The following is a 20,619-nucleotide window of genomic DNA, read 5'->3' on the forward strand; positions in this document are numbered from 1 at the left end:
CGCAGGTTGGGGTGCGCCCCATCACTCACCCGCTCCGTGCTGGTAAAGCTCGTCCATGCTGAGCATTGCCAGGGTTGCGAAGGGGGCCTGTTTTTTCACCCGACCGCGGCTCAAGATCACCACGTCGTCGCAGAACGATATGGTGCTGTAATGATGACTGATGACAATGGTGGTGCGGCGGCCGGCCCGCGATTTCAGCGTCTCGACAATAGCGGCTTCTGACAACCCATCCACCGCACTGGTGGCTTCGTCGAGGATGAGAATATCGGGATCGCGCACCAGCGCCCGCGCCAGGGCGATCCTTTGCCTTTGTCCGGCTGACAGGTTGATGCCCCGGTATCCGACCAGCGTCGCGTAACCCTGCGGCAGGTGCTCGATGAATTGATGTGCCTCGGCCAGCCTTGCGGCGCGCATGGCGTCGCTGGCCGAGGCCGTGTCGTAGCCGTAGATAATGTTTTCAAAAATGGTGCCATCGACCAGTTCCAGCTCCTGACTGGCCAGGGCAATGTTCCGCCGCCACTGGCTTGGGTCGACTTCATCGAGCGGTGCCCCATCGACGAGGATCCTGCCGCTGTCGGGTTTGACGAAGCGGCACAGGAGATTGACGATCGTCGTCTTGCCGGCGCCCGAGCGGCCGATCAGCGCAGTCGAGCGGCCGCTGCGGATGTCGAACACCGCCTTATGCAGCACCGCCTCGCGCGCGTCGGGGCCTGACAGGGGACCGGAATAGGCGAAGCTCACATCATCGAAGCTGATCCCTTGGCGCAAGCCGTCGAACGGCAGGCTGCCCTGCGGCGCCTCGGGCTTGTCGGAAGGATCGAGCAGCCATTGTACCTCCTCCAGCGAGCCGCTCATCCCTTGCAACTGACTCCAGGACATCTGCAAGGCGCGCATATGCGGCTGCAGTCGGTAGAGCAGGATGAGGAAGGCGACGGTCAGCGGGAAGCTTACATTCGCCAGCCAGGCTCCGATCACCACCGCCAGGAACAGCATTGCGTGCAATACCTCGGTCAGTGGCGGCAAGACGCCCTGGCGGATTGAAAGCACGAAAGCCGCCCGCCGCACCCCGTCGGACGCTTTGGCGAAGACCGCCTTTTCGCGGTTCTCCTGCCCGAAGATGCGAATCAGGCGCCCGGCATGCACCAGATGCAGCATCTGCGACGCCAGTGCGCTGTTGCGCGAGACGACGCTGCGGCTCGGCGCCTTCAGATTGGACGACAAAACCCCGTGCGCCAGCTGGACAAGCGCCAGCCCTAGAGTCACCAGCAGCGTCATCTGCCAAGAGAGGAGCAGGAGGAAGGCGAGCAGGATGACGGCGGCCGAGGCACTGACGATCGCGCCGAGCAGGGCCTGGATAGCGTCGGATGCTCGCCAGGATTCGTTGGAGATGATGTTGAGCAGCCGCCCGGGGCTTTGCTGCAGGAAAAAGGGGTAGCCGACCCTGAGCAACTGCTCCGACAGTGCGCTACGGATCGAATAACCTGCCTTGCCGTAGATGTAGCTGGTCAGCAGAGTGTTGGCGAAGGCAAAGACATTTTTCAGTACGATCGAACCGAGGATCGCGGCCGAAATGGCGATCAGCCGCTGGCGCTCGCCGAGGTCCGCTCCAACCTGCTGGAGGAGGGCGGAGAAACCGGCCATGCCTGATGTTTCGCCACGTCCCATAATGATGCCGAGCAGCGGAATGATGAGACCGATGCCGAGGCCTTCCAGCGCGGCGCCTGCAAGCCCGAGCCCCACCACGACGGGAACGAGCCGCAACAGCCTGCCACCAAGTGCGCGGCGCAGCATTGGCAGGGCTGACGGAATCAGTGACATTATCGCGCTCTGGCCTCCGCATTGGCTTCGCTGGCTTCTCGGTCGTGGCGCAGCGGCAGCCGTTTTGGCCATCCCATCATGACGAGCAGCGCAAATCTGGCGGCACCTGCCAGATTCATAACGACAATAGGCCAGTGCGACAGATCGAGGTCGCGGTCAAAGCGAGGACGGCCCGCCAGTTCCCTGAACGCGGCCCGCGCGGACCAATAGACATGGCGAAGCAGCCAAGGGGCGTGGCGGACATGTTTCAGGCACAGCGCACCATTACCGAGGCTATAGTCGCGGTGCAGCCTGTCGATCGATTTGCGGTCTCGCCGGCCGTGATGATGCAAGACCGTCATGTCGGGCACATACTCGACCGGCATGCCGAGCAGCATCGCCCGCACGAGATAATCAGTATCTTCAGCCGAGCGTAGCGGGCCGCCAGCGCCGAAGCGTTCGTCGAACGACCCGATGCGGGCCGCGACGTCGCGGTGCATGGTCATGTTGCAGCCGAGCACGAAGCCGCCGGGGTGGACCGCCGGGGTCAGCCGCTCGCTTGCCTCGTAGAGCTTTATGGTGAAGGGCAGGTCCCGGGCATCACCGAGCTCGACCCGGCCGCCGCGGATCAGCCACTTCTCGCCACTCCGGTAGTGCCGCTCCAGGTCGCGGAGATAGTCGCGGTCGAGCTTGCAGTCGTCGTCGACGAAGACCAGCACGCGGCCTCGCGCTCGCGCCAATCCGGCATTGCGGGCAGCGGCTAATCCGGGGCGAGTCTCCGAGACGGCTGTGACTGGGATGTCGGAAGTTTCGGCGATAGCGGCCAGCCGCTTTGACGTGCCGTCCCGTGAACCATTATCGACCACCACCAACTCTGCCGCGAAGGTGGCGTGCACCCGGCATGCCGCCTGGATCGAGGCTATGCAAGCCTCCAGCACAGCGGCGCGGTCGCGCGTGCAGACGATGAAACTGACCTCGAGCGACGGCCGCTCCGATCGGGGAGATGTCGGGACAGGCGCACTCGCAAACTGGTGATCGCGCAGGAGCGGGTGGGGCCTGTCGGTCATACCAGTCCCCGCTGATAACGCGCAAGCACCGCTTCGGCCGGCGTGGTTTTGAAGAAGTAGGCCACCGCGTCCGCCCGCTTTCCGGCCCTTATCGAGAGCAGGCTCAGCCAAGGCGCCCAGACGCCGGGACGCAGCGCATATTGTTCGCGGCGCCGGATGAAATTCCATCTCGCCGTCCGCGTGAGCAATTCGTGGGTCAGCGGCGGTTCTCCTTCGTCGCCGACGAGTTGGTAGAGGAAATAGAACAGGTTCAGCGCGCCTGCCTCGAAGCTTGGCCGTGTGTCGGTCGGCAGCTCGGAAATCCGCTCTTCAAGCGCACGGATGAAATCGGCTGCGCGCGAAACCGTGTCGAAAGAGACGGCCTCGCCGATGTCGCGCAGATCCGCTGTGGTTTCCGCAAGCCCCTCACGCTCGAGATTTTCGGCCACGATCCGCAAATGCGTCCTGCGCATTTCCTTGGCATGCCGCATGGTCACGCTTCCCGCATGGATGCGATAGACGAGCAGGCTATCGGGCAATATGGTCGCCGGGAAACGGCCGGCAAGCCGTCTGAAGAGATCGAAATCCTCGGCATGCCTATATTTTGGATCGTAATAGAGATCGTTGTTCCCAATAACCTTCCTGTTATAGATCACCGTCGGATGTAAGAATATCGTAAAGAACATCGACAATATGTCGAGCCGGCCGAGCCGGAACACCGGGTCTAGCCTGCCTTTGGCGATACGGCCGTGAAGCAAGGTATCGACGCAGGCGCCGCAGAAGCCGAGATCGGGCCGCCGCTCGAACAGTGCGACCTGGCGCGAGAGGCGCCGGGGATAGGCGACATCGTCCGCATCCATTCGCGCAACAAGCTCGCCCTGGGCCAGTCGTAGCCCTTCATTGAGGGTGGCGACGAGGCCGCGGTTCTCACGCGAGATGACAGAAACGCGATTGTCTGCCCGGCGGTATCGTTCGAGAATCTCGAGCGAGTTGTCAGTCGATCCGTCATCGATAGCGATGACCTCCAGGCGATCGTAGTCTTGCCGCAGAATGCTCTCCAGCGCAGCGGTGAGATAAGGCCCGGCATTGTAGACCGGCAGCAGGACGGAGACGAGCGGCGCGGTGGTCATCTCTGTGCATCCGTTCGCCGGAGTTCGAGTGCGGCGCGGCCATCGGGGGATCCGCCGGGATAGGCGTCCGCCGCCCTGCCGAGCCAGCCGGCATCGCCAGAGCGTGCCTGGGAGCGGCGGCGCGCTACATAGGGGAAGCGGCGCTTGAGGCCGTTGAGCGGCTTTTCGAAAGCCGTCCACGAGATCGAAGCGACGGCGATCGTGGCGGCGCTCGCGACCAGGAAACGCCCTGGCCCCTGCTCCGAGACATTGAGCGGGATCCAGGGCTGTGACTTGACGGCGAGCGACAGAAGGATCGGATGGTAAAGATAGACGCCGTAGCTGATGCGGCCCAGTGACAGCAGCGGTGGCAGTTCGAAAACCCTGCCGAGGACGCCGCCAAGGCCGGCTGAACAGGCGGCCACAACGGCCACCAGCGGCACTAGGGGCAGGATCTGCAGCAACGCCCAGCGGGCCCATTCCAGCATAGGATCGGCCGGCGCAGGGATAAGCCACTCAATCGCCAGGAAGACAGCCGCAAGGGCTGGCCAGCCTAGCCGCATCCATTGCGGCAGGCCGGCGCCTCTGGTCCGCCGGCAGGCAAGCAAAGCACCAAACGCCAGCGCGTCCATCGATGCTGGCGGCAGCAGGTCGCGCGCTAGCGCCGGGGTGGCGGTGATCGGCCAGTAGAAGCGATAGGCCAGCGACAACAGGATGACGCCGATAGTGATCGCTTCCACCCGCCGGCGGGGTGCGAGAAGCACGACCAGCGGCCAGGCGATATAGAACTGCTCCTCGATGCTCAGGCTCCAGAAATGGCAGAGTAGCCAGGGCGTCCATTCGTTGCGCAGCGCGTACCAAAAATTCGACAGGTAAAGCGCATGCCAGACGAGCGATCCACTGGACTGCTCCAGATCGGTCAGCCAGACGAACCCAAGCACGGCGAAATAGGGCGGGAATATGCGCAGCGCGCGCCTGATGTAGAAGGAACTCAATGCAGGGCCGGCTTTGAATTCGGCCGCGGCGCGCGCTTCGAGCAGCAGTCGTGTGATCAGGAAGCCGCTCAGCACAAAAAAAAGCCGCACCCCGATGTGGCCCCAAAAGGAGGACCCGTTGGGTGCAAGGAAATGGGAATAGAGAACCATCGTGACAGCGATGGCGCGCACAGCGTCCAACTGATTGTCACGCGCGACCGCCATCAGTCATTTCCGCCGGTCTGAAATCTCCGATGAAGCCAGCGGCCCTGCATTCCGGGCCTCAGGTCGAGGCCTGCCAGCGTCGAGAGTGCGCCGACAACATCAAACCCGCGCCTTTTGCGCGGGGCAGCCTCGAAATCGGTGCTGGCCAGCGAAAAATTCAAGCTGATCAACTTGGCGGAATCCTCCACGGCGCACTTCCCGGTACCAGATCCCCCAAGAAATGGTGCAACCGGGCAATGGTGCAGTGCAACACAAAATATCTATCGAGCCGTAATATTTGTGTGAGTTAGTGCTAAAAATGGGTATGATTTGCGAGTGCGTTGCGTCACCGAGGGTTTTTCACGTCCGCAATGCTGTACGAGAAGTGGTACCATGTCAGAAAAGACACGGTTTAATTACACAACTATAATCCGGAGTGTCTGATATAGGTCAAAATTGACGAAGATTATTCTAAGGTAGTGGTTTTGTATCTTATAAATTATGCTTGTAGTGTCGGGTTCTCTAGGTTGTCGATCTTGCGCGATGCAGCATAGTCGATGGTCAAGCGTCTGACGACGCAATCCTGTGGCGGCGGCCATATGGCGCATGTCGACGAGGCAGACAGGAAGTGCCGGTGTTGGCGTAGGGAGTGACGTGCATTAGCCTTGCACCTGCCGTCACGCTTGCGTCGGATGGAGAACTGGTGCCGCTTAGGTGACTCGAACACCTGACCCCATCATTACGAATGATGTGCTCTACCAACTGAGCTAAAGCGGCCCGGGAAGCGCGAGGTTCCAGGATCGGCTGGGTGATAGACTCAACCGGCCGCTAATTCAAGATGGGCAACCGCGATTTCGAGCCGGCATCCGGCAATTCGTCCCGGCATTTTCCATTGGCGCGCAATGAGCCACCGCCTCATTTGCTTTTTCGGCTACGCGGAGACGTCGCGGTGGACTGCGCACAAACTGCCCGGCAAGGCGGCAAAACCGACTGATTTTATTGCCAAAACGCATCGAAATGGGCCTTGAACAGGCCTGTAAGGCAGAATGCGGGCGCTCGCCCGTTGATTGATTGGTCTCCTGCGGCTAACGATCATGGCAATGTAAGCGAACGGACAGGGGAAATTCGCTTGGACGCGATCGAAAAAGCGATCCGCAACGCCTTCGAGAAAGGCAACGCCGAGGACCGGGCATTTCGCGAGAGGGTCTATCGGTCGGCTTTCGCGGCGCTCGACCGCGTGCTCCAGGCCAATCCCGGCGTGACGGTGGAAGCCGCCATCAAGCGCCGCAAGGGGGTCCAGGAAAAGATCGCCGAGATCGAATCCGAATTCCTGCCCGCGGTCCCCGATGTCGCCGCGCCGACGCAGAGCGCCGCGCCGACGCAGAGCGCTGCGCAGACACAAGATACCGCGCTGACGCAACGCGTTGCGCAGCCGCAAGACGCCGTACAGGGCGCCGCCGAAGCGCCCGCGGTCGATGCCCCGACAGGTGTCGCGGCCGGACCGTCGCCTGCGATCGTCGTTGATGAACCGGTTCAGCCCGAGGCATCCGACGCGCCGCGTTCGCGCGTGCTGCCGGTCGTCCCCGACATCATGCCTGACGCCACGCTGCCCGGCGCCCCGGCGATCGATATGGCCGATTCCGCGCCGGCCGAGGCCGCGGCGGAAGTGGCGCCTGACCGTGATGAAAGGCGGATAAGGGGCCGCCGCCTGCCGCTGACGGCGATCTTCTTTGGCGTGACGTTGCTCGCCGCCGCCGGCATCGGCCTCTATTTCGCCGTGCAGACCGGGGTCTTCAAGACGCCGGCGCAGCTCGACACGGCGCCGCCCGAAGCGCCGCCGACCGTCGACGATGACGACTTCACGCCGCCTGCCGATACAACTGAGCCGCAGCAGCCTGGCGCGCCGCAGCAGCCTGGTGTCGCCGAACAGACGCGCGACTGGATCAACGTGTTTACACCCACCGATCCAACGCATGTGGCGACCCCGTCCGACGCCAAGGCCGATGTCGTGCAGGACGACACCGGCTCCTTCCTGCGCATCCGCTCCGGTGCTTCCGGCTCGGCCATCAGCTTCGATGTCGGGCAGGGCGTGCTGGAGAAGCTTGCCGGCAAACATGCCGTGTTCGACATCGTCGCCCGCGCCGAGGACGGCAAGGACACGCAGATCTCCGTCGACTGCAATTTCGGCGATCTCGGCGACTGCGGCCGCAAGCGCTATGCGGTCGGCCAGCAGCGTAACGAATATCTGTTCGACGTGAAATTCCCCGACAAGCCCCCGGGCGCGGCCGGCAGCATCGCCATCAACTCCGACTTCGACAAGCAGGGCAAGGCGGTCGACATCTACGAGATCCGCGTTTCGATCGAACCGTAAGCGCCGCCTAGCGATCAAGCAGCGCCTGCAGCGTCTCGATGCGGTCGGCTTCGGCGGTCGGCTTGTCCCAGCGCAGCCGTGAGATGCGGGGAAATCGCATCGCAACGCCGGATTTGTGGCGGGTCGAACGGTTGAGACCTTCGAACGCCACCTCCAGCACCAGGCCTTGGCTGCGGTCGGCGCGCACCGAGCGCACCGGGCCGAAACGCTCGACCGTATTGTCGCGGACAAATTTGTCGATCTGCTTCAACTCCTCGTCGGTGAAGCCGAAATAGGCCTTGCCGACCGGCACCAGTTCCTCCGCGCCTTCCGGCCCCGACCAGACGCCGAACGTATAGTCGGAATAAAAGCTCGACCGCTTGCCATGGCCGCGCTGCGCATACATCAGCACAGCATCGACCGTGTGCGGATCGCGCTTCCACTTGAACCACGGCCCTTTCGGCCGTCCCGCGAGATAGGGCGAATCCCAGCGCTTCAGCATCACGCCTTCGATGATCGGGTGCGGCGGCGCGCGGCGCAGTTCCTCCAGCGTTTGCCAATCCGGGAATTCGACGAATGGCGACAGATCGAAACGGTGCGGGTCCAGCGTTGTGATGAAGGCCTCAAGACGGGCCCGCCGCTCGCGGAAAGGTAGCGCGCGCAAATCTTCGCCGTTGATCTGCAGCGCATCGTAGCAGCGCATGAAGGCCGGGTATTGCTGCTGTATCTTCGGGGCCACGCTCTTGCGATTGAGCCGCTGTTGCAGGTCCGAAAACGTGCCGGTCGCCGCGGGCTCGCCGACCAGCAATTCGCCGTCGAGCGCGGCGGAAAAATTCATCGCCTGGGCGAGATCGGGGAATGCGCCGGACACATCGTCGCCGGTGCGCGAATAGAGCCGGCGCACGCCGCCCTCGCACACCGCCTGAACGCGGATGCCGTCCCATTTCCATTCCGCGGCATAGTCGGCCGGATCGAGCTTTTCGAGGTCGCCGTCGCCGACCGGGTTCGACAGCATCACCGGATTGAACAGGGCAAGTGCGGTCCGCTTCGGCTTCTCGGCCTTGCCTTCCAGCCACGCGAACAGCGAGATATAGGGCGGCGTCAGCCCGTGCCACAGCTCCTCGATCTCGGCGACATCGACCTTGCCGAAATCGGCCAGCGCCTGTTTGGCCAGCCGCGCCGAAACGCCGATGCGCAAGCCGCCGGTGACCAGCTTGATGATGGCAAAGCGCGCTGAAATGCCGGCGCTGTCGAGCAGCCCGGCCAGCACCTTGGGTCCGTCCGAGCGGCTCGCCGCCTGCAGCTTCGCCACGACGTCGCCAAGCGTCGGCTCCCGGTTGGGGATATGTCCCGGCGTTTGCGGCCAGACCAGCGACACGGTTTCAGCGAGGTCGCCGACATAGTCGTAGGAATAGCCGAACAGCACCGGATCCATGCGCTCGGTGACCAGCGTGCGCAGCATCGCCGGCTTGACCGCCGCAATGTTGAGGTCGCCGGTGATAGCCGCCAGCGCCAGCCCGCGGTCGGGGTCCTCGACGCTACGGAAATAATCGACGAGCAGCGTCAGCTTGCCATTGCGCGACGGCGTCAGCACCAAGCGGTCGAGGAGTTCGGCAAAGCGGTTCATGGATGCAAGGACCGCGTTGACGGCAGAGGTTTGCGTTCTGGCGCACCCCCCTCTGTCCTGCTGGACATCTCCCCTGCAAGGGGGGAGATTGGCAGCCTTGATCTTGCCGCCCATCTTGCGAGGTTGGCGATTGGCGAAAGCGGAGGTGACATCTGATCTCCCCCCTTGCGGGGGAGATGGCCGGCAGGCCAGAGGGGGGTGGTAAGGATCGCCGCGCCGGCGATTTCTGGATCAAAAATCACCATCAATCGCCCTCGTCCTCATATCCCACCAGGTGCAGTGGCCTGGCGGCGATGCCTTCCAGCTCGCACCAGCGCACCAGCGCTTCCTCGCGGCCATGCGTCACCCAGATTTCGCCGGCGCCCGTCTCCTTGACGGTGGCGGTCAGTTCATCCCAGTCGGCATGGTCGGAAATGATCAGCGGCAGTTCGACGCCGCCTTGCTTGGCGCGCTGGCGGATGCGCATCCAGCCCGAGGCGAAGCACGAGATCGGGTCGGGAAAGCGCCGCGCCCAGCGGTCGGCGAAGGCCGATGGAGGGCCGACAACGATGGCCCCGGTGAAATCCTGCTTGCCGCCGCTGTCGACGGTTGCCGGCTCCAGCGTGCCGAGGTCGATGCCCTGGCTCTGGTAATATTCGCTGAGCTTGGCCAGCGCGCCGTGGATATAGATCGGTCTGTCATAACCGGCATCGCGCAGCAGCCGCATCACCCGCTGTGCCTTGCCCAGCGCATAGGCGCCGACCAGATGCGATCGCTCGGGAAACTGCGCCGCCGATTTGAGCAGCCGGGCGATCTCCTCCGTGTCGGGCGGATGGTGAAACACCGGCAGGCCGAAGGTCGCCTCGGTGATGAACACATCGCATTGGACCGGTTCGAACGGTGCGCAGGTCGCGTCCTTCTGGCGCTTGTAGTCGCCGGAGGCGACGATGCGCCTGCCCTTGTTCTCGACCGCGATCTGCGCCGAGCCCAGCACATGGCCGGCCGGATGGAAGGTGACGCTGACATCGTTCAGCGCCATCGCTTCGCCAAGCACGGCCGCTTGCGTTGTCCCGGCAAAATCCTCGCCATAACGCAACCCCATAATGTCGAGCGTCTGCTGCGTCGCCAGCACCGAACGATGGCCGGATCGGGCATGGTCGGAATGGCCATGCGTGATCAACGCCCGGTTGACTGGCCGCACCGGGTCGATGAAGAAATCGCCGCATGGGCAATAAAGGCCTTCAGGCCGGGGATGGAGCAGGTCGCTGGCGCGCATCCAGTCAAGATAGTGGCTAATTCCAGCGCGGGAAGCCTGTTGCAAGAGACTGCTGACTCGGCCTACAGCCAGCCACCGGCCGCATCAGCCGGCGGGGCCATCGCCATGCAACCGCTGAAAATCTCGTCCGGCGACCTGACCGCCGACCGTCGCGCCGACTATGCCGAGATGCTTTTCGGCTCGGGCGAGCACGCGGCAGCGGCGGAGCTGCTGCTCGGCGCGCTGGAACTGGCGCCGCAATGGGCGGCGGGCTGGTTCCGTCTTGGCGAGATGCAGGAGACGGCCGAGCGGCTCGACGTGGCGGCTCAAGCATGGGCGACGGCGCTGAAACTCGACCCGGCGGATCGCCTTGGCGCTGCGCTGAAGCTGCAACTCATCGGCAAGGCGCCGGCTGCCGCGGCGCCACCCAGCGCCTTCGTCGAAACGCTGTTCGACCACTATGCCGAAACTTTCGAAGATTCGCTGGTCGGCAAGCTCGGCTACCGGCTGCCGGAGTTTCTCGATCGCGCCATTCGAGCGGCAAGGGCGGGCCGCTTTTCGCTGGCGCTCGACCTTGGTTGCGGCACCGGTCTGATGGGCGAGAAACTGCGGCCGGTCGCCGAACGGCTGGAGGGCTACGACATCTCCGCCGCCATGCTGAAAAAGGCCCGCGCCAAAGGCGTCTACGATCTGCTCGCCAAGGCCGATCTGCAGGATTTCGCCTATGCCGGACCGAAAGCCGATCTGGTGGTGGCGGCCGACGTGTTCATCTACGTCGGCGCGCTCGATCGCGTGATGAAGACCGTCGCGGGCATTCTGGCCACCAATGGCCTGTTTGCCTTTTCCGTCGAAAAGCCAGCCAAGGGCGGGGCGGGCGGCGACGCCGGTTTCGCGCTGCAGCCGTCTCGTCGCTACGCCCATTCTCAAGCCTATGTCGAGCGGGTGCTTGCCGCAAACGGCCTGTCGGTGCTGTCGATGCAGCCGACCGTCATCCGCTGGGATCGCCGCCAGCCGGTCGACGGGCTTGCCGCGCTGGCGGTGCCCTCGTCCAAGGGTTGATGTCTCGTCTTGTTCGAAAACGTGAATAGGATTTTTGCGGCTGGCGCGGCATCAGGTAGGATACAAGCCGGGAAAAGCCCTCGGCAGGCATTGAGGAGGAACACATGCGCTGGAACATGATGGTCTTGGTGTCTTGCCTGGCAATGACCGGCTGCATGGGCAGTTCGATGTCGGAGCGGCAGGACCAGGACGTGCAATCGTCGCTGCAATATGACAACGTGCCTTGCGACCAGTTGCTGGCGCAGCGCAACGAACTGGCGCAGCAATACCATCTGTCGACGGACGCCAAGCCGAGCTTCTCCAATCCGGCGATGGGCTTCGGCCCGTTCACGCCGGATATGCGCTCCAAAAGCAAGCGCGATACTGATCTGGCAAGTGGCAAGATCGACGCCATGAACCGCTCGATCGTCCGCCGCGACTGCGGCAAGCCCAACAAACAGAAGAAGTTCACCCTGCCGAGCTGAACCTGAACTTCCTCAGTACCCCGCCTTGCGGTCGACCACGTTATCAAGCTTTTCGCCGCGCTCGAAGGCATCCATCTGCCGCAACATGCTCGGCGCCAGGTGGACAGGGTCGGAGGTCGCCGCCGCGTGCGGCGTCACGAACACTTTCGGGTGACTCCATAGCGGACTGGTCTTCGGCAGCGGCTCGACCTCGAACACGTCGAGGCTCGCCTCCTTCAGCGTGCCGTCGTCCAGCGCGCGCAATATGTCGGCGTCCTTCTGCAGCCGGCCGCGCCCGGCATTGATCAGCACCGAGCCGCCGAGGCCGTTGCGCTTGCGTAATTCCTTCAGCACGCCGTAATTGATGATGCCGTGCGTATCCGGCGTCAGCGGCAACAGCACCACCAGTATGTCGGTGGCGTTGAGGAAGGGGATCAGCCCGGCCTCTCCGGCGTAGGTCGCAACGCCTTTCATGGCCTTGTCGCTGCGCGACCAGCCATTGACGGCAAAGCCGAGCGACAACAGCACCGATGCCGCCGCGCGGCCGAGATTGCCGAGCCCCATAATGCCGACCGAGATGTCACCGGCCGGCCGCTGCGGCGGTTCGTGCCAGGTCTTCTTCGGCTGCTGCGCACGATAGAGCATGCCCTGGCGGTGATGGTCGAGCACGCGCCAGACGACATATTCGGTCATGTACTGCGTCAGGTTGTCAGCGACCACTTTGACGATCGGCACATCGGGCAGGCCGGGATCGGCGAAGATATGGTCGACGCCGGCGCCGATCGAGAAGATTGCGCGTAGATTCGGCAGCCATTTCAAGAGGTTCGGCTTCTGCTTCCACACCACCGCATAGGTGATCGACGGGTCAGAGGCGCCGTCCGGCTCCAGCACCACTTCGCGCTCGGCCGACAGCAGCTCGCGCCAGCGCTGCGGATGAAAGCCGGTGACGGCAAGCAGGATTTTGCCTTTTTCCATTTGCGGATTGTATTCCCTGTTATTCGCTGACGATACCGACTGGCGCCGTCTCGATCTTGAACGCGGCCGAGATCAGCGCCTTCGTATAGTCGGTCTGCGGGCGCTCGAAAATCTGTTCGGAAGGGCCGGCTTCGACGATCTTGCCATTGCGCATGACGATGACGTCATTGGCAAGGGCGCGAATGACTTTCAGATCGTGGCTGATGAACAGATAGGCAAGGTCGTGCCTGGCCTGCAGATTGCGCAAGAGGTCGACCACTTGCGCCTGCACGCTCATGTCGAGCGCCGAGGTCGGTTCGTCCAGCATGACGAAGCGCGGATTGAGCACCATGGCGCGCGCAATGGCGACGCGCTGGCGCTGGCCGCCGGAGAATTCATGCGGATAGCGGTTCCTGGTCACCGGATCGAGCCCGACCTCCTTCAGCACGGCGACGACCTTGTCGTCGCGTTGGTCGGGCGACAGCTTCGGCTCATGGATCTTCAAGCCTTCCTCGATGATCTCCGAGACCGACATGCGCGGGCTGAGCGAGCCGAACGGGTCCTGGAAAACGATCTGCAACTCGCGGCGCAGCGGCCGCATGGCGTTGAAGGAAAGCTGGTTGATGTCGCTGCCATTGAACTGGATGGTGCCGGTCGATGAGATCATCCGCGCCAGCGCCAGCCCGAGCGTCGTCTTGCCGGAGCCGGATTCGCCGACGACGCCGAGGGTCTGGCCGGCGCGCACGGTGACGTCGATGCCGTCCACCGCCTTCACATTGTCGACGGTGGTGCGAAAGAAACCCTTTTTGATCGGGAACCAAACCTTGATGTCCTTGCCGGTCATAACCGGCTTGGCGGCGTCGTTGGCGGCCGGCGGCTTGCCTTTCGGCTCGGCGGCGAGCAGGTGCTTGGTATAAGCGTGCTGCGGGTTGGCGAAGATGTCCTTGGTCGGCCCGGTCTCGACGATCTTGCCTTTGGTCATCACGCAGACGCGGTCGGCGATCTTTCTGACAATGCCGAGATCATGGGTGATGAACAGCATCGACATGCCCTTACGGCTCTTCAACTCCGCCAGCAATTCGAGGATCTGCGCCTGCACGGTGACGTCGAGCGCCGTTGTCGGTTCGTCGGCGATCAGCAGTTCCGGTTCGTTGGCCAGCGCCATGGCGATCATGACGCGCTGGCGCTGGCCGCCGGACAATTGGTGCGGATAGGCGTCGAGCCGCTTTTCCGGTTCGCGAATGCCCACCTCGTGGAGCAGCGCCAGCGTGCGCGCCTTGGCCTGGCGGTCGCCCATGCCCTGATGCAGCGCCAGGATCTCGACGATCTGCTGCTCGATCGTGTGCAGCGGATTGAGCGAAGTCATCGGCTCCTGGAAGATCATGGTGATCTTGTTGCCGCGCACGCTGCGCAACTGCTTTTCGTTCATCGCCAAAAGGTCGGCGCCCTGGAACAGGACCTTGCCCGAGGGATGGCTGGCCGTCGGGTAGGGCAGCAGCTTCAGCACCGAAAGCGCGGAGACCGACTTGCCGGAGCCCGATTCGCCGACCAGCGCCACCGTCTCGCCCTTGGCGAGGTCGAAGGAGATGTGGTCGACGGCTATCGACTGGTTGCCGCCTTGCGTGAAGGCAACGCTGAGATCGCGGACCGAGAGCAGGGGCTCGCTCATCGGAACGCCTTGCGCGGATCGAACGCATCGCGCGTCGCCTCGCCGATGAACACCAGCAGCGACAGCATCAGCGAGATGACCACGAAGCCGGATATACCAAGCCAGGGAGCGTTGAGATTGCTCTGCGCCTGTTTAAGCAGTTCGCCAAGCGAAGCGGTGCCTGGCGGCAGGCCGAAACCGAGATAGTCGAGCGAGGTCAGCGTCGAGATCGAGGCGCTGACCAGGAAAGGCATGAAGGTCAGCGTCGCGACCATGGCGTTGGGCAGAAGATGGCGCAGCATGATGGTGCGGTTGGACACGCCAAGGGCGCGGGCAGCGTTGACATATTCGAAGTTGCGAGCGCGCAGGAATTCGGCGCGCACCACGCTGACAAGCGACGTCCAGGAGAACAGCAGCATCAGCCCGAGCAGGATGAAGAAGCCCGGCGGCAGGATGGCGGCGACGATCAGCAGCAGATACAGCAGCGGTATCGCCGACCAGATTTCTATGAAGCGTTGAAAGAGAAGGTCGGTCCAGCCGCCGAAATACCCTTGCAGCGCGCCGGCGGCGACGCCGATAACCGACGAACCCGCAGTCAGGATCAACCCGAACAGCACGGAAATCCTGAACCCGTAGATGATGCGCGCCAGCACGTCGCGCGCCTGGTCATCGGTACCCAGCCAGTTCCAGTTGCCGACAATGCAGTCAGGATCGGCAGCGCCTTGCGGATATTGGCTGCATCGCCTCTGCGCGTCGTATTCCCATGACGGTTTTGCGGGAGCGGCGTCGGGGATCGCATTGTTGACGGTGCGGTAGGAATAGCGGATTGGCGGCCAGATCATCCAGCCATTGGCGTTGATCTCGTCGCGGATGACCGGGTCGCGATAGTCGGTGACGGCGTAGAAGCCGCCGAATTTTTCCTCGGGGTAGGCGACCGCCACCGGGAACAGGATCTCGCCTTTGTAGTAGGCGACGATCGGCCTGTCGTTGGCGATCAGTTCGGCAAACAGCGACAGCACGAACAGAGCGAGGAATATCCACAACGACCAGTAGCCGCGCCGGTTGGCCTTGAAGTTCTGCCAGCGCCGCTTGTTGAGCGGCGACAGCCAGGGGCGGGCGATCCTTGTCGGTGTGATCTCGGCTGCAGCCTGCGTCATCAGACGTCTCTCCGCTCGAAATCGATGCGCGGATCGACCCATGTGTAGATCAGGTCGGACAACAGCGTCACGAACAAACCAAGCAGCGAAAATATATAGAGGTTGGCGAACACGACCGGATAGTCGCGCGCCAACACGGACCTGAAACCGAGCAGCCCGAGACCGTCGAGGGAAAAGATGTTCTCGATCAAAAGCGAGCCGGTGAAGAAGGCCGAGATGAAGGCCGCTGGAAAGCCGGCAATGACGATCAGCATTGCGTTGCGGAACACATGTCCGTAAAGCACCCGCCGCTCCGACAGGCCCTTGGCACGGGCCGTCACCACATACTGTTTGCGTATCTCTTCCAGGAAGGAGTTCTTGGTCAGCAGCGTCGTCGTCGCGAAGGCCGACAGCACCAGCGCCGTCAGCGGCAAGGTCATGTGCCAGAAATAATCGACGATCTTGTCGGGCCACGACAATTGGTCCCAATTGTCGGAGACGATGCCGCGCAGTGGGAACCAGTCCCAGAAGGAGCCGCCCGCGAACAGCACCATCAGCAATATGCCGAACAGGAAGGCCGGTATGGCATAGCCGACGATGATCACGCCGCTGGTCCAGACGTCGAAGGCGGAGCCGTCCTTGACCGCTTTGCGGATGCCAAGGGGGATCGAGATCAGATAGGACAACAGCGTGATCCACAGCCCAAGCGAGATCGACACCGGCATCTTCTCCAGGATCAGGTCAAGAACCGAGATGTCACGGAAATAGCTGTCGCCGAAATCGAAGCGGGCATAGTTCCACAGCATCATGCCGAAGCGTTCGAGCGGTGGTTTGTCGAAGCCGAATTGCTTTTCCAGCTTCTTGATGAATTCCGGATCGAGCCCTTGCGCGCCGCGATACTTCGAGCCGACGTCACCGGCCACATCGAAATTGCCGCCGCCTCCTGCATCGCCGCCGCCGCTGCCGAGGCGGTCGCTGCCGCCCTGGTTGGTCAGGCTGGCGATGACCTGCTCGACCGGTCCACCCGGTGCGAATTGAGTGACGACGAAAGCAACCGCCATGATGCCGAACAGGGTCGGTATCATCAGCAGGATACGGCGCAGTATGTAGGCGCCCATCAGCTTTCACCCTCCCCCTTGTGGGGAGGGTCGATCCGCGAAGCGGAGCGGGGTGGGGGTAGTCTCGATCCGGCGTACGCCGTCACACCCCCACCCCGGTTCGCCATTCGCGCTGCGCACGAAGTGCTCACCGACCCTCCCCACGAGGGGGAGGGTAAAGTGCCGCGCAACAGCCTACCCTTTGCCAATTTTTGCCGCCTTGCCCTTGTCGACCCACCACAGCGCTTCGACCGGAAAGTCGAAATCGGGTTTCCGCTCGGGAAAACCGAACATGTCCCAATAGGCGCTTCGATGATTCGCCAAGAACCAACTTGGAATCCAATCCCGCCGTGCACGCAAGACCCGGTCGAGCGCGCGCATGGCAATTGTCAGGCCTTCGCGATCCTTGGCGGCGCCCGCGGCGTCAACCAGGGCGTCGATGGCCGGGCTCGACGTTCCCGGCAGATTGCGAGAGCCCGATACGGTAGCTGCTCGCGAATGGAAAATGGTTTCGAGGTCGTCACGGGTTGGCGTCGCCGGAAACGAGGCCGCGACCGAGACGAGGTCGTAGTCGAACGAATTCTGCCGTAGCTGATATTGCGCGGCATCCACCAGCCGGATCGAGGCATCGATGCCGACCGCCTTCATGTTTTCGACCCAGGGCGAGTAGACCTGTTCGAAGACTTCGTCGTCGACAAGAAAATCTGCGGACAACCGACCACCCTTGTCGTTCACGACGAAATTGCCGGACCGTTTCCAGCCGGCCTCGGCCAGAAGCTTGGCCGCCTTGCCAAGCAACTGCCGGTCGCGGCCGGAGCCGTTCGACGCGTCCTGGATCACGGCTTCGCCAAAAGCCTCGGCGGGAATCTGCTCACGCAGCGGCTCAAGAAGAGCCAATTCTTGTGGCGACGGTCTGCCCTCGGCGCGAAATTCGGATTTCTCGAAGCAGGATTGCGAGCGCTCATAGGAACCGTAGAAGAAATTGCGCCGCGTCCATTCGAAGTCGAAGCAGAGCCCGATCGCCTGCCGCACGCGCGAGTCGCGAAACTGCTCGCGCCGCTGGTTGACGGCGGTGCCCTGCATCGAAGGCACCGTTTCGGCCGGGAATTCGTGCTTCACCACCTTGCCGGCAGTGAAGGCTGGGAAGTCGTAGCCGGTCGCCCAGACGCGCGAGGTGAATTCCTCCCTGTAGAGGATTTCTCCCTTCTTGAACGCTTCGAAGGCAACGCTACGGTCCTGATAGAACTCAACGCGGATCCGCTGAAAATTGTTCTGGCCGCGATTGACCGGCAGGTCGTTGCCCCAATAATCAGCCACACGCTCATATTCGATCCAGGCCCCTGCCGACCAGCGACCGACCTTGTAGGCGGCTGACCCCAACGGCGGGTTCATCTGCGAGGAATCGAACGGGTTGGTCGTGTAGAAAGCCTTCGACAGGACCGGGAACTCGACGACGTTGAGGATGGTGCGGCTTGTCTGCTTGCCGGAAAACCTAAGCTGCAGCGTGTGGGCATCCACGGCAATCGCGTCATCCAGATGCGTTAGCGGCAGGGAATAGTACGGGTGCCCCTTGTCCTTGAGCAGCTTGAAGGTGAAGGCGGCATCCTCTGCCGTCAATGGCGTGCTGTCATGGAAGCGGGCCTGCGGGCGCAGCGAGAAGGTGAAGTCGTTGCGGTCGTCGGAAATCGTCACGCCGTCAGCGATCAGCCCGTAAACGGCGTCAGGTTCGTCGTACGCTCTCACCATCAGTGAATCGAAGCACATCTCCGTGCGCTGGGGCGAATCGCCTTTGGGAACGAACGAATTCAGCGTGTTGAAGGTCAGCGGCGTCTGGTTGGCAAGCCAGTTGCGCGGCAGGAAGTTGAAGACGCCACCTTGCGGCGCATCGACATTGACATAGTCGAAATGAGTGAAGTCCGGCTTGTATTTGAGGTCGCCGAAAGCCGACAGTCCATGCAGTTTCACGCCGGTTGGGCTGGCGGCGAAAGCCTTGCCCGGCAGCAGCGCAGCAACGGCTGCGGCGCCACTGAGGGCCAGGAAATCGCGGCGAGGGAGCCCCGCCATCAATTGCTGCCCTTGTACTTGGCGGCCAGGGCCTTTTCCTTGTCCGCATCGATCCACCAGGAATCGATATCGGCGCCACGGTAGCCGGGCTGCTTTTCCGGGATGCCGAACTTGTTCCAGTAAGCCAGCCACACAACGGCACGATAGTATTGCGGCACCACATAGTAATTCCACAGCAGCACGCGATCGAGCGCATGGGTGGTGGCGACGAGGTCATCGCGATCCATGGCAAAAATGATGCGGTCGACAAGGGCGTTAACGACCGGGTTCTTGATGCCGGAATAATTGCGCGATGCCGGTGTGTCGGCGGCCTTGGAGCTCCAGAAATCGCGCTGCTCGTTGCCGGGCGATTCCGACTGTTGGAGCTGTCCTGTGATGACGTCGTAATCGAAATTTCTGACGCGGTTGGTGTACTGGCTCGGGTCGACGATGCGCAGTGTCGCATCGACGCCGATCTTGCGCAGATTGGCGATCCAGGGGCTGGAAATGACCTGGTCGGTTTCATTCGAGCCTAGGATTTCAAACTTGAATGGCTCGCCGGTCTTGGCGTTGACCATCTTGCCGCCCTTGATCACCCAGCCGGCCTGGGCGAACAGGTCGACCGCCTGCTTCAGATATTTGCGCTCCGCCTGCGGCGAATCGTAGACCGGCAACTTGAATTCCCGGGTGAATACTTCCGGCGGCAGCTTGTCGCGGTACTTCTCCAGGATCTCCAATTCCTTGCCTTGCGGCAAGCCGCTGGAGGCTAGGTCCGTGCCCTGGAAATAACTGTGGGTGCGAGTGTTGAAACCGAAGAACAGCGTGCGGTTCATCGATTCGAAATCGAACGGGTAGGTGAGCGCGGCCCTGACCAGACGATCGGCAAACAACCTATGTCTCTGGTTGAGCATGAAAGCCTGCATCGGCTCGGGCGAGGTGGTCTTGAACTCCTGCTTGATCACATCGCCGGCCTTGATCGCCGCGAAATCATAAAACGTCGCCCAGCGCTTCGAGCTGTTTTCCGGCTTGATATCGTCGAGGCCACCTTTCTTGAACGCCTCCCAGGAGGCGTTGTCGTCAAGAATGTAGGTAAAGTGCTGCGTGTCGAAATTCTCCCGACCGATTTTCACAGCCAGCTTGGCGCCCCAATAGTCGGGGACGCGCTGCCAGACGATTTCCGACCCCGCCTTGAAGCTGGCGATCTTGTATGCAGCCGAGCCCAGCGGCGGCTCCAGCGTCCCCTTGGTGATGTCGCGCTTCTTGCCATTGGCGTCGGTGCCTTCCCACCAATGCTTGGGCAGCACGACAAGGTCGCCGAGGATCTTGGGCAGTTCGCGATTGCCCTTCTGGTCGAAGTGGAACTCGACCTCACGGTCCGAGACAGCGACTGCGTCGGTGACGTTTTCGAAATAGCGGCTGTACATCGGGCTGTTGGCCTTCAGCACCTGGAACGACCAGATCACGTCGTCAGTGGTGATCGGCTGTCCGTCATGCCATTTCGCCCGTGGGTCGAGCCGGTAGGTGGCCGAGGAATAGTCGGTCGGGTACTTGTAGGCATCGGCGATGAGCGGGTGGCTGACGCTGCCTTCGTCAGTCGCCTGATCCATCAGCGTGTCGTAGAGCAGGCCGCCGCCAAATGGCTGCAGGCCGGCTGCCGGCGATCCCTGAACGATATAGGGATTGAAGCTGTCGAACGTGCCGGAGACGACCGAATTGTAGGTACCGCCCTTCGGTGCATCCGGATTCACATAATCGTAGCGCTGGAAATTCTCGCCATATTTGGAGGGGCCGATCAGCGAAGAGGTGGTGTGCCATTCCTGGGGGAAGGCTGCCTGCAGGCCGCCTGCGAGGGCGCCCACAACCAGAAAGGACCTCAGAAGCGTTCGGCCAACCGTCAT

The 20,619-nt window shown here is 62.5% G+C and carries 16 protein-coding genes and 1 tRNA gene; 3 read left to right on the forward strand and 14 right to left on the reverse strand.

Features of this window, described 5'->3' with window-relative positions:
- Window positions 1-21 precede the first annotated feature (21 nt).
- From ACYG97_RS27100 to ACYG97_RS27125, 6 genes are all read right to left on the reverse strand, one after another.
- Window positions 22-1,818 carry an ABC transporter ATP-binding protein gene (locus tag ACYG97_RS27100; protein WP_027049321.1) on the reverse strand — a complete coding sequence of 599 codons (1,797 nt, stop codon included), beginning with the start codon at window positions 1,816-1,818 and terminating at the stop codon, window positions 22-24.
- The gene (locus ACYG97_RS27105) at window positions 1,818-2,864 is read right to left on the reverse strand and encodes a glycosyltransferase family 2 protein (RefSeq protein WP_023732470.1); all 1,047 of its coding nucleotides are present in this window, start codon (window positions 2,862-2,864) and stop codon (window positions 1,818-1,820) included. Before ACYG97_RS27105 ends, ACYG97_RS27100 begins: the two co-directional genes overlap by 1 nt.
- Window positions 2,861-3,973, reverse strand: coding sequence for a glycosyltransferase family 2 protein (locus ACYG97_RS27110; RefSeq protein WP_023682047.1), 1,113 nt, complete (start codon window positions 3,971-3,973; stop codon window positions 2,861-2,863). The genes ACYG97_RS27105 and ACYG97_RS27110 overlap by 4 nt, the downstream gene beginning before the upstream one ends.
- Window positions 3,970-5,151: an acyltransferase family protein gene (locus tag ACYG97_RS27115; protein ID WP_023732469.1), complete on the reverse strand. Its 1,182-nt coding sequence runs from the start codon at window positions 5,149-5,151 to the stop codon at window positions 3,970-3,972. Before ACYG97_RS27115 ends, ACYG97_RS27110 begins: the two co-directional genes overlap by 4 nt.
- On the reverse strand, window positions 5,151-5,339 hold the full coding sequence (locus tag ACYG97_RS27120) for a hypothetical protein (RefSeq protein WP_023732468.1): 189 nt from the start codon (window positions 5,337-5,339) through the stop codon (window positions 5,151-5,153). Before ACYG97_RS27120 ends, ACYG97_RS27115 begins: the two co-directional genes overlap by 1 nt.
- 492 nt (window positions 5,340-5,831) lie before the next feature.
- A tRNA-Thr gene (locus tag ACYG97_RS27125) sits at window positions 5,832-5,907 on the reverse strand.
- Between the two features lie 352 nt (window positions 5,908-6,259).
- On the opposite strand from ACYG97_RS27125, the gene ACYG97_RS27130 reads away from it, so the two are divergent.
- Complete coding sequence (locus tag ACYG97_RS27130) at window positions 6,260-7,501, forward strand: hypothetical protein (RefSeq protein ID WP_023732467.1); 1,242 nt, start codon at window positions 6,260-6,262, stop codon at window positions 7,499-7,501.
- Window positions 7,502-7,508: 7 nt separating this feature from the next.
- Here the strand turns inward: ACYG97_RS27130 and ACYG97_RS27135 are convergent, their stop codons facing one another.
- Window positions 7,509-9,107, reverse strand: a complete 1,599-nt coding sequence (locus tag ACYG97_RS27135) for a cisplatin damage response ATP-dependent DNA ligase (protein WP_023732466.1) — start codon at window positions 9,105-9,107, stop codon at window positions 7,509-7,511.
- A 244-nt stretch (window positions 9,108-9,351) separates the two neighbouring features.
- Window positions 9,352-10,362, reverse strand: a complete 1,011-nt coding sequence (locus ACYG97_RS27140; RefSeq protein WP_023732465.1) for a ligase-associated DNA damage response exonuclease — start codon at window positions 10,360-10,362, stop codon at window positions 9,352-9,354.
- Window positions 10,363-10,467: 105 nt separating this feature from the next.
- On the opposite strand from ACYG97_RS27140, the gene ACYG97_RS27145 reads away from it, so the two are divergent.
- A complete protein-coding gene (locus ACYG97_RS27145) occupies window positions 10,468-11,400 on the forward strand; it encodes a class I SAM-dependent DNA methyltransferase (protein ID WP_023732464.1) in 933 nt (310 codons plus the stop codon).
- A gap of 104 nt (window positions 11,401-11,504) precedes the next feature.
- On the forward strand, window positions 11,505-11,864 hold the full coding sequence (locus ACYG97_RS27150) for a hypothetical protein (RefSeq protein WP_023669505.1): 360 nt from the start codon (window positions 11,505-11,507) through the stop codon (window positions 11,862-11,864).
- 12 nt (window positions 11,865-11,876) lie between these two features.
- Here ACYG97_RS27150 and ACYG97_RS27155 read toward each other — a convergent pair whose 3' ends face one another.
- From ACYG97_RS27155 to ACYG97_RS27180, 6 genes are all read right to left on the reverse strand, one after another.
- Window positions 11,877-12,818, reverse strand: coding sequence for a 2-hydroxyacid dehydrogenase (locus ACYG97_RS27155; protein ID WP_023732463.1), 942 nt, complete (start codon window positions 12,816-12,818; stop codon window positions 11,877-11,879).
- A 19-nt stretch (window positions 12,819-12,837) separates the two neighbouring features.
- A complete protein-coding gene (locus tag ACYG97_RS27160; protein ID WP_023732462.1) occupies window positions 12,838-14,466 on the reverse strand; it encodes an ABC transporter ATP-binding protein in 1,629 nt (542 codons plus the stop codon).
- Entirely contained in the window at window positions 14,463-15,602 is a 1,140-nt protein-coding gene (locus tag ACYG97_RS27165) for an ABC transporter permease (protein ID WP_023730907.1), read from the reverse strand. The genes ACYG97_RS27160 and ACYG97_RS27165 overlap by 4 nt, the downstream gene beginning before the upstream one ends.
- Window positions 15,602-16,699 carry a microcin C ABC transporter permease YejB gene (locus ACYG97_RS27170; protein ID WP_023669509.1) on the reverse strand — a complete coding sequence of 366 codons (1,098 nt, stop codon included), beginning with the start codon at window positions 16,697-16,699 and terminating at the stop codon, window positions 15,602-15,604. Before ACYG97_RS27170 ends, ACYG97_RS27165 begins: the two co-directional genes overlap by 1 nt.
- Before the next feature lie 174 nt (window positions 16,700-16,873).
- On the reverse strand, window positions 16,874-18,742 hold the full coding sequence (locus ACYG97_RS27175; protein ID WP_023732461.1) for an extracellular solute-binding protein: 1,869 nt from the start codon (window positions 18,740-18,742) through the stop codon (window positions 16,874-16,876).
- Complete coding sequence (locus ACYG97_RS27180; RefSeq protein ID WP_023732460.1) at window positions 18,742-20,619, reverse strand: extracellular solute-binding protein; 1,878 nt, start codon at window positions 20,617-20,619, stop codon at window positions 18,742-18,744. The genes ACYG97_RS27175 and ACYG97_RS27180 overlap by 1 nt, the downstream gene beginning before the upstream one ends.

The sequence above is a fragment of the Mesorhizobium sp. W067 genome, assembly GCF_054719525.1.

Excerpts from the sequence above, each read along its gene's own strand:
- ACYG97_RS27165 (WP_023730907.1), bottom strand. The coding sequence starts at position 15,602 with ATGACGCAGGCTGCAGCCGAGATCACACCGACAAGGATCGCCCGCCCC.
- ACYG97_RS27180 (WP_023732460.1), bottom strand. The coding sequence starts at position 20,619 with ATGACGGTTGGCCGAACGCTTCTGAGGTCCTTTCTGGTTGTGGGCGCC.
- ACYG97_RS27145 (WP_023732464.1), top strand. The coding sequence starts at position 10,468 with ATGCAACCGCTGAAAATCTCGTCCGGCGACCTGACCGCCGACCGTCGC.
- ACYG97_RS27100 (WP_027049321.1), bottom strand. The coding sequence starts at position 1,818 with ATGTCACTGATTCCGTCAGCCCTGCCAATGCTGCGCCGCGCACTTGGT.
- ACYG97_RS27150 (WP_023669505.1), top strand. The coding sequence starts at position 11,505 with ATGCGCTGGAACATGATGGTCTTGGTGTCTTGCCTGGCAATGACCGGC.
- ACYG97_RS27115 (WP_023732469.1), bottom strand. The coding sequence starts at position 5,151 with ATGGCGGTCGCGCGTGACAATCAGTTGGACGCTGTGCGCGCCATCGCT.
- ACYG97_RS27160 (WP_023732462.1), bottom strand. The coding sequence starts at position 14,466 with ATGAGCGAGCCCCTGCTCTCGGTCCGCGATCTCAGCGTTGCCTTCACG.
- ACYG97_RS27175 (WP_023732461.1), bottom strand. The coding sequence starts at position 18,742 with ATGGCGGGGCTCCCTCGCCGCGATTTCCTGGCCCTCAGTGGCGCCGCA.
- ACYG97_RS27140 (WP_023732465.1), bottom strand. The coding sequence starts at position 10,362 with ATGCGCGCCAGCGACCTGCTCCATCCCCGGCCTGAAGGCCTTTATTGC.
- ACYG97_RS27155 (WP_023732463.1), bottom strand. The coding sequence starts at position 12,818 with ATGGAAAAAGGCAAAATCCTGCTTGCCGTCACCGGCTTTCATCCGCAG.
- ACYG97_RS27135 (WP_023732466.1), bottom strand. The coding sequence starts at position 9,107 with ATGAACCGCTTTGCCGAACTCCTCGACCGCTTGGTGCTGACGCCGTCG.
- ACYG97_RS27110 (WP_023682047.1), bottom strand. The coding sequence starts at position 3,973 with ATGACCACCGCGCCGCTCGTCTCCGTCCTGCTGCCGGTCTACAATGCC.
- ACYG97_RS27170 (WP_023669509.1), bottom strand. The coding sequence starts at position 16,699 with ATGGGCGCCTACATACTGCGCCGTATCCTGCTGATGATACCGACCCTG.
- ACYG97_RS27105 (WP_023732470.1), bottom strand. The coding sequence starts at position 2,864 with ATGACCGACAGGCCCCACCCGCTCCTGCGCGATCACCAGTTTGCGAGT.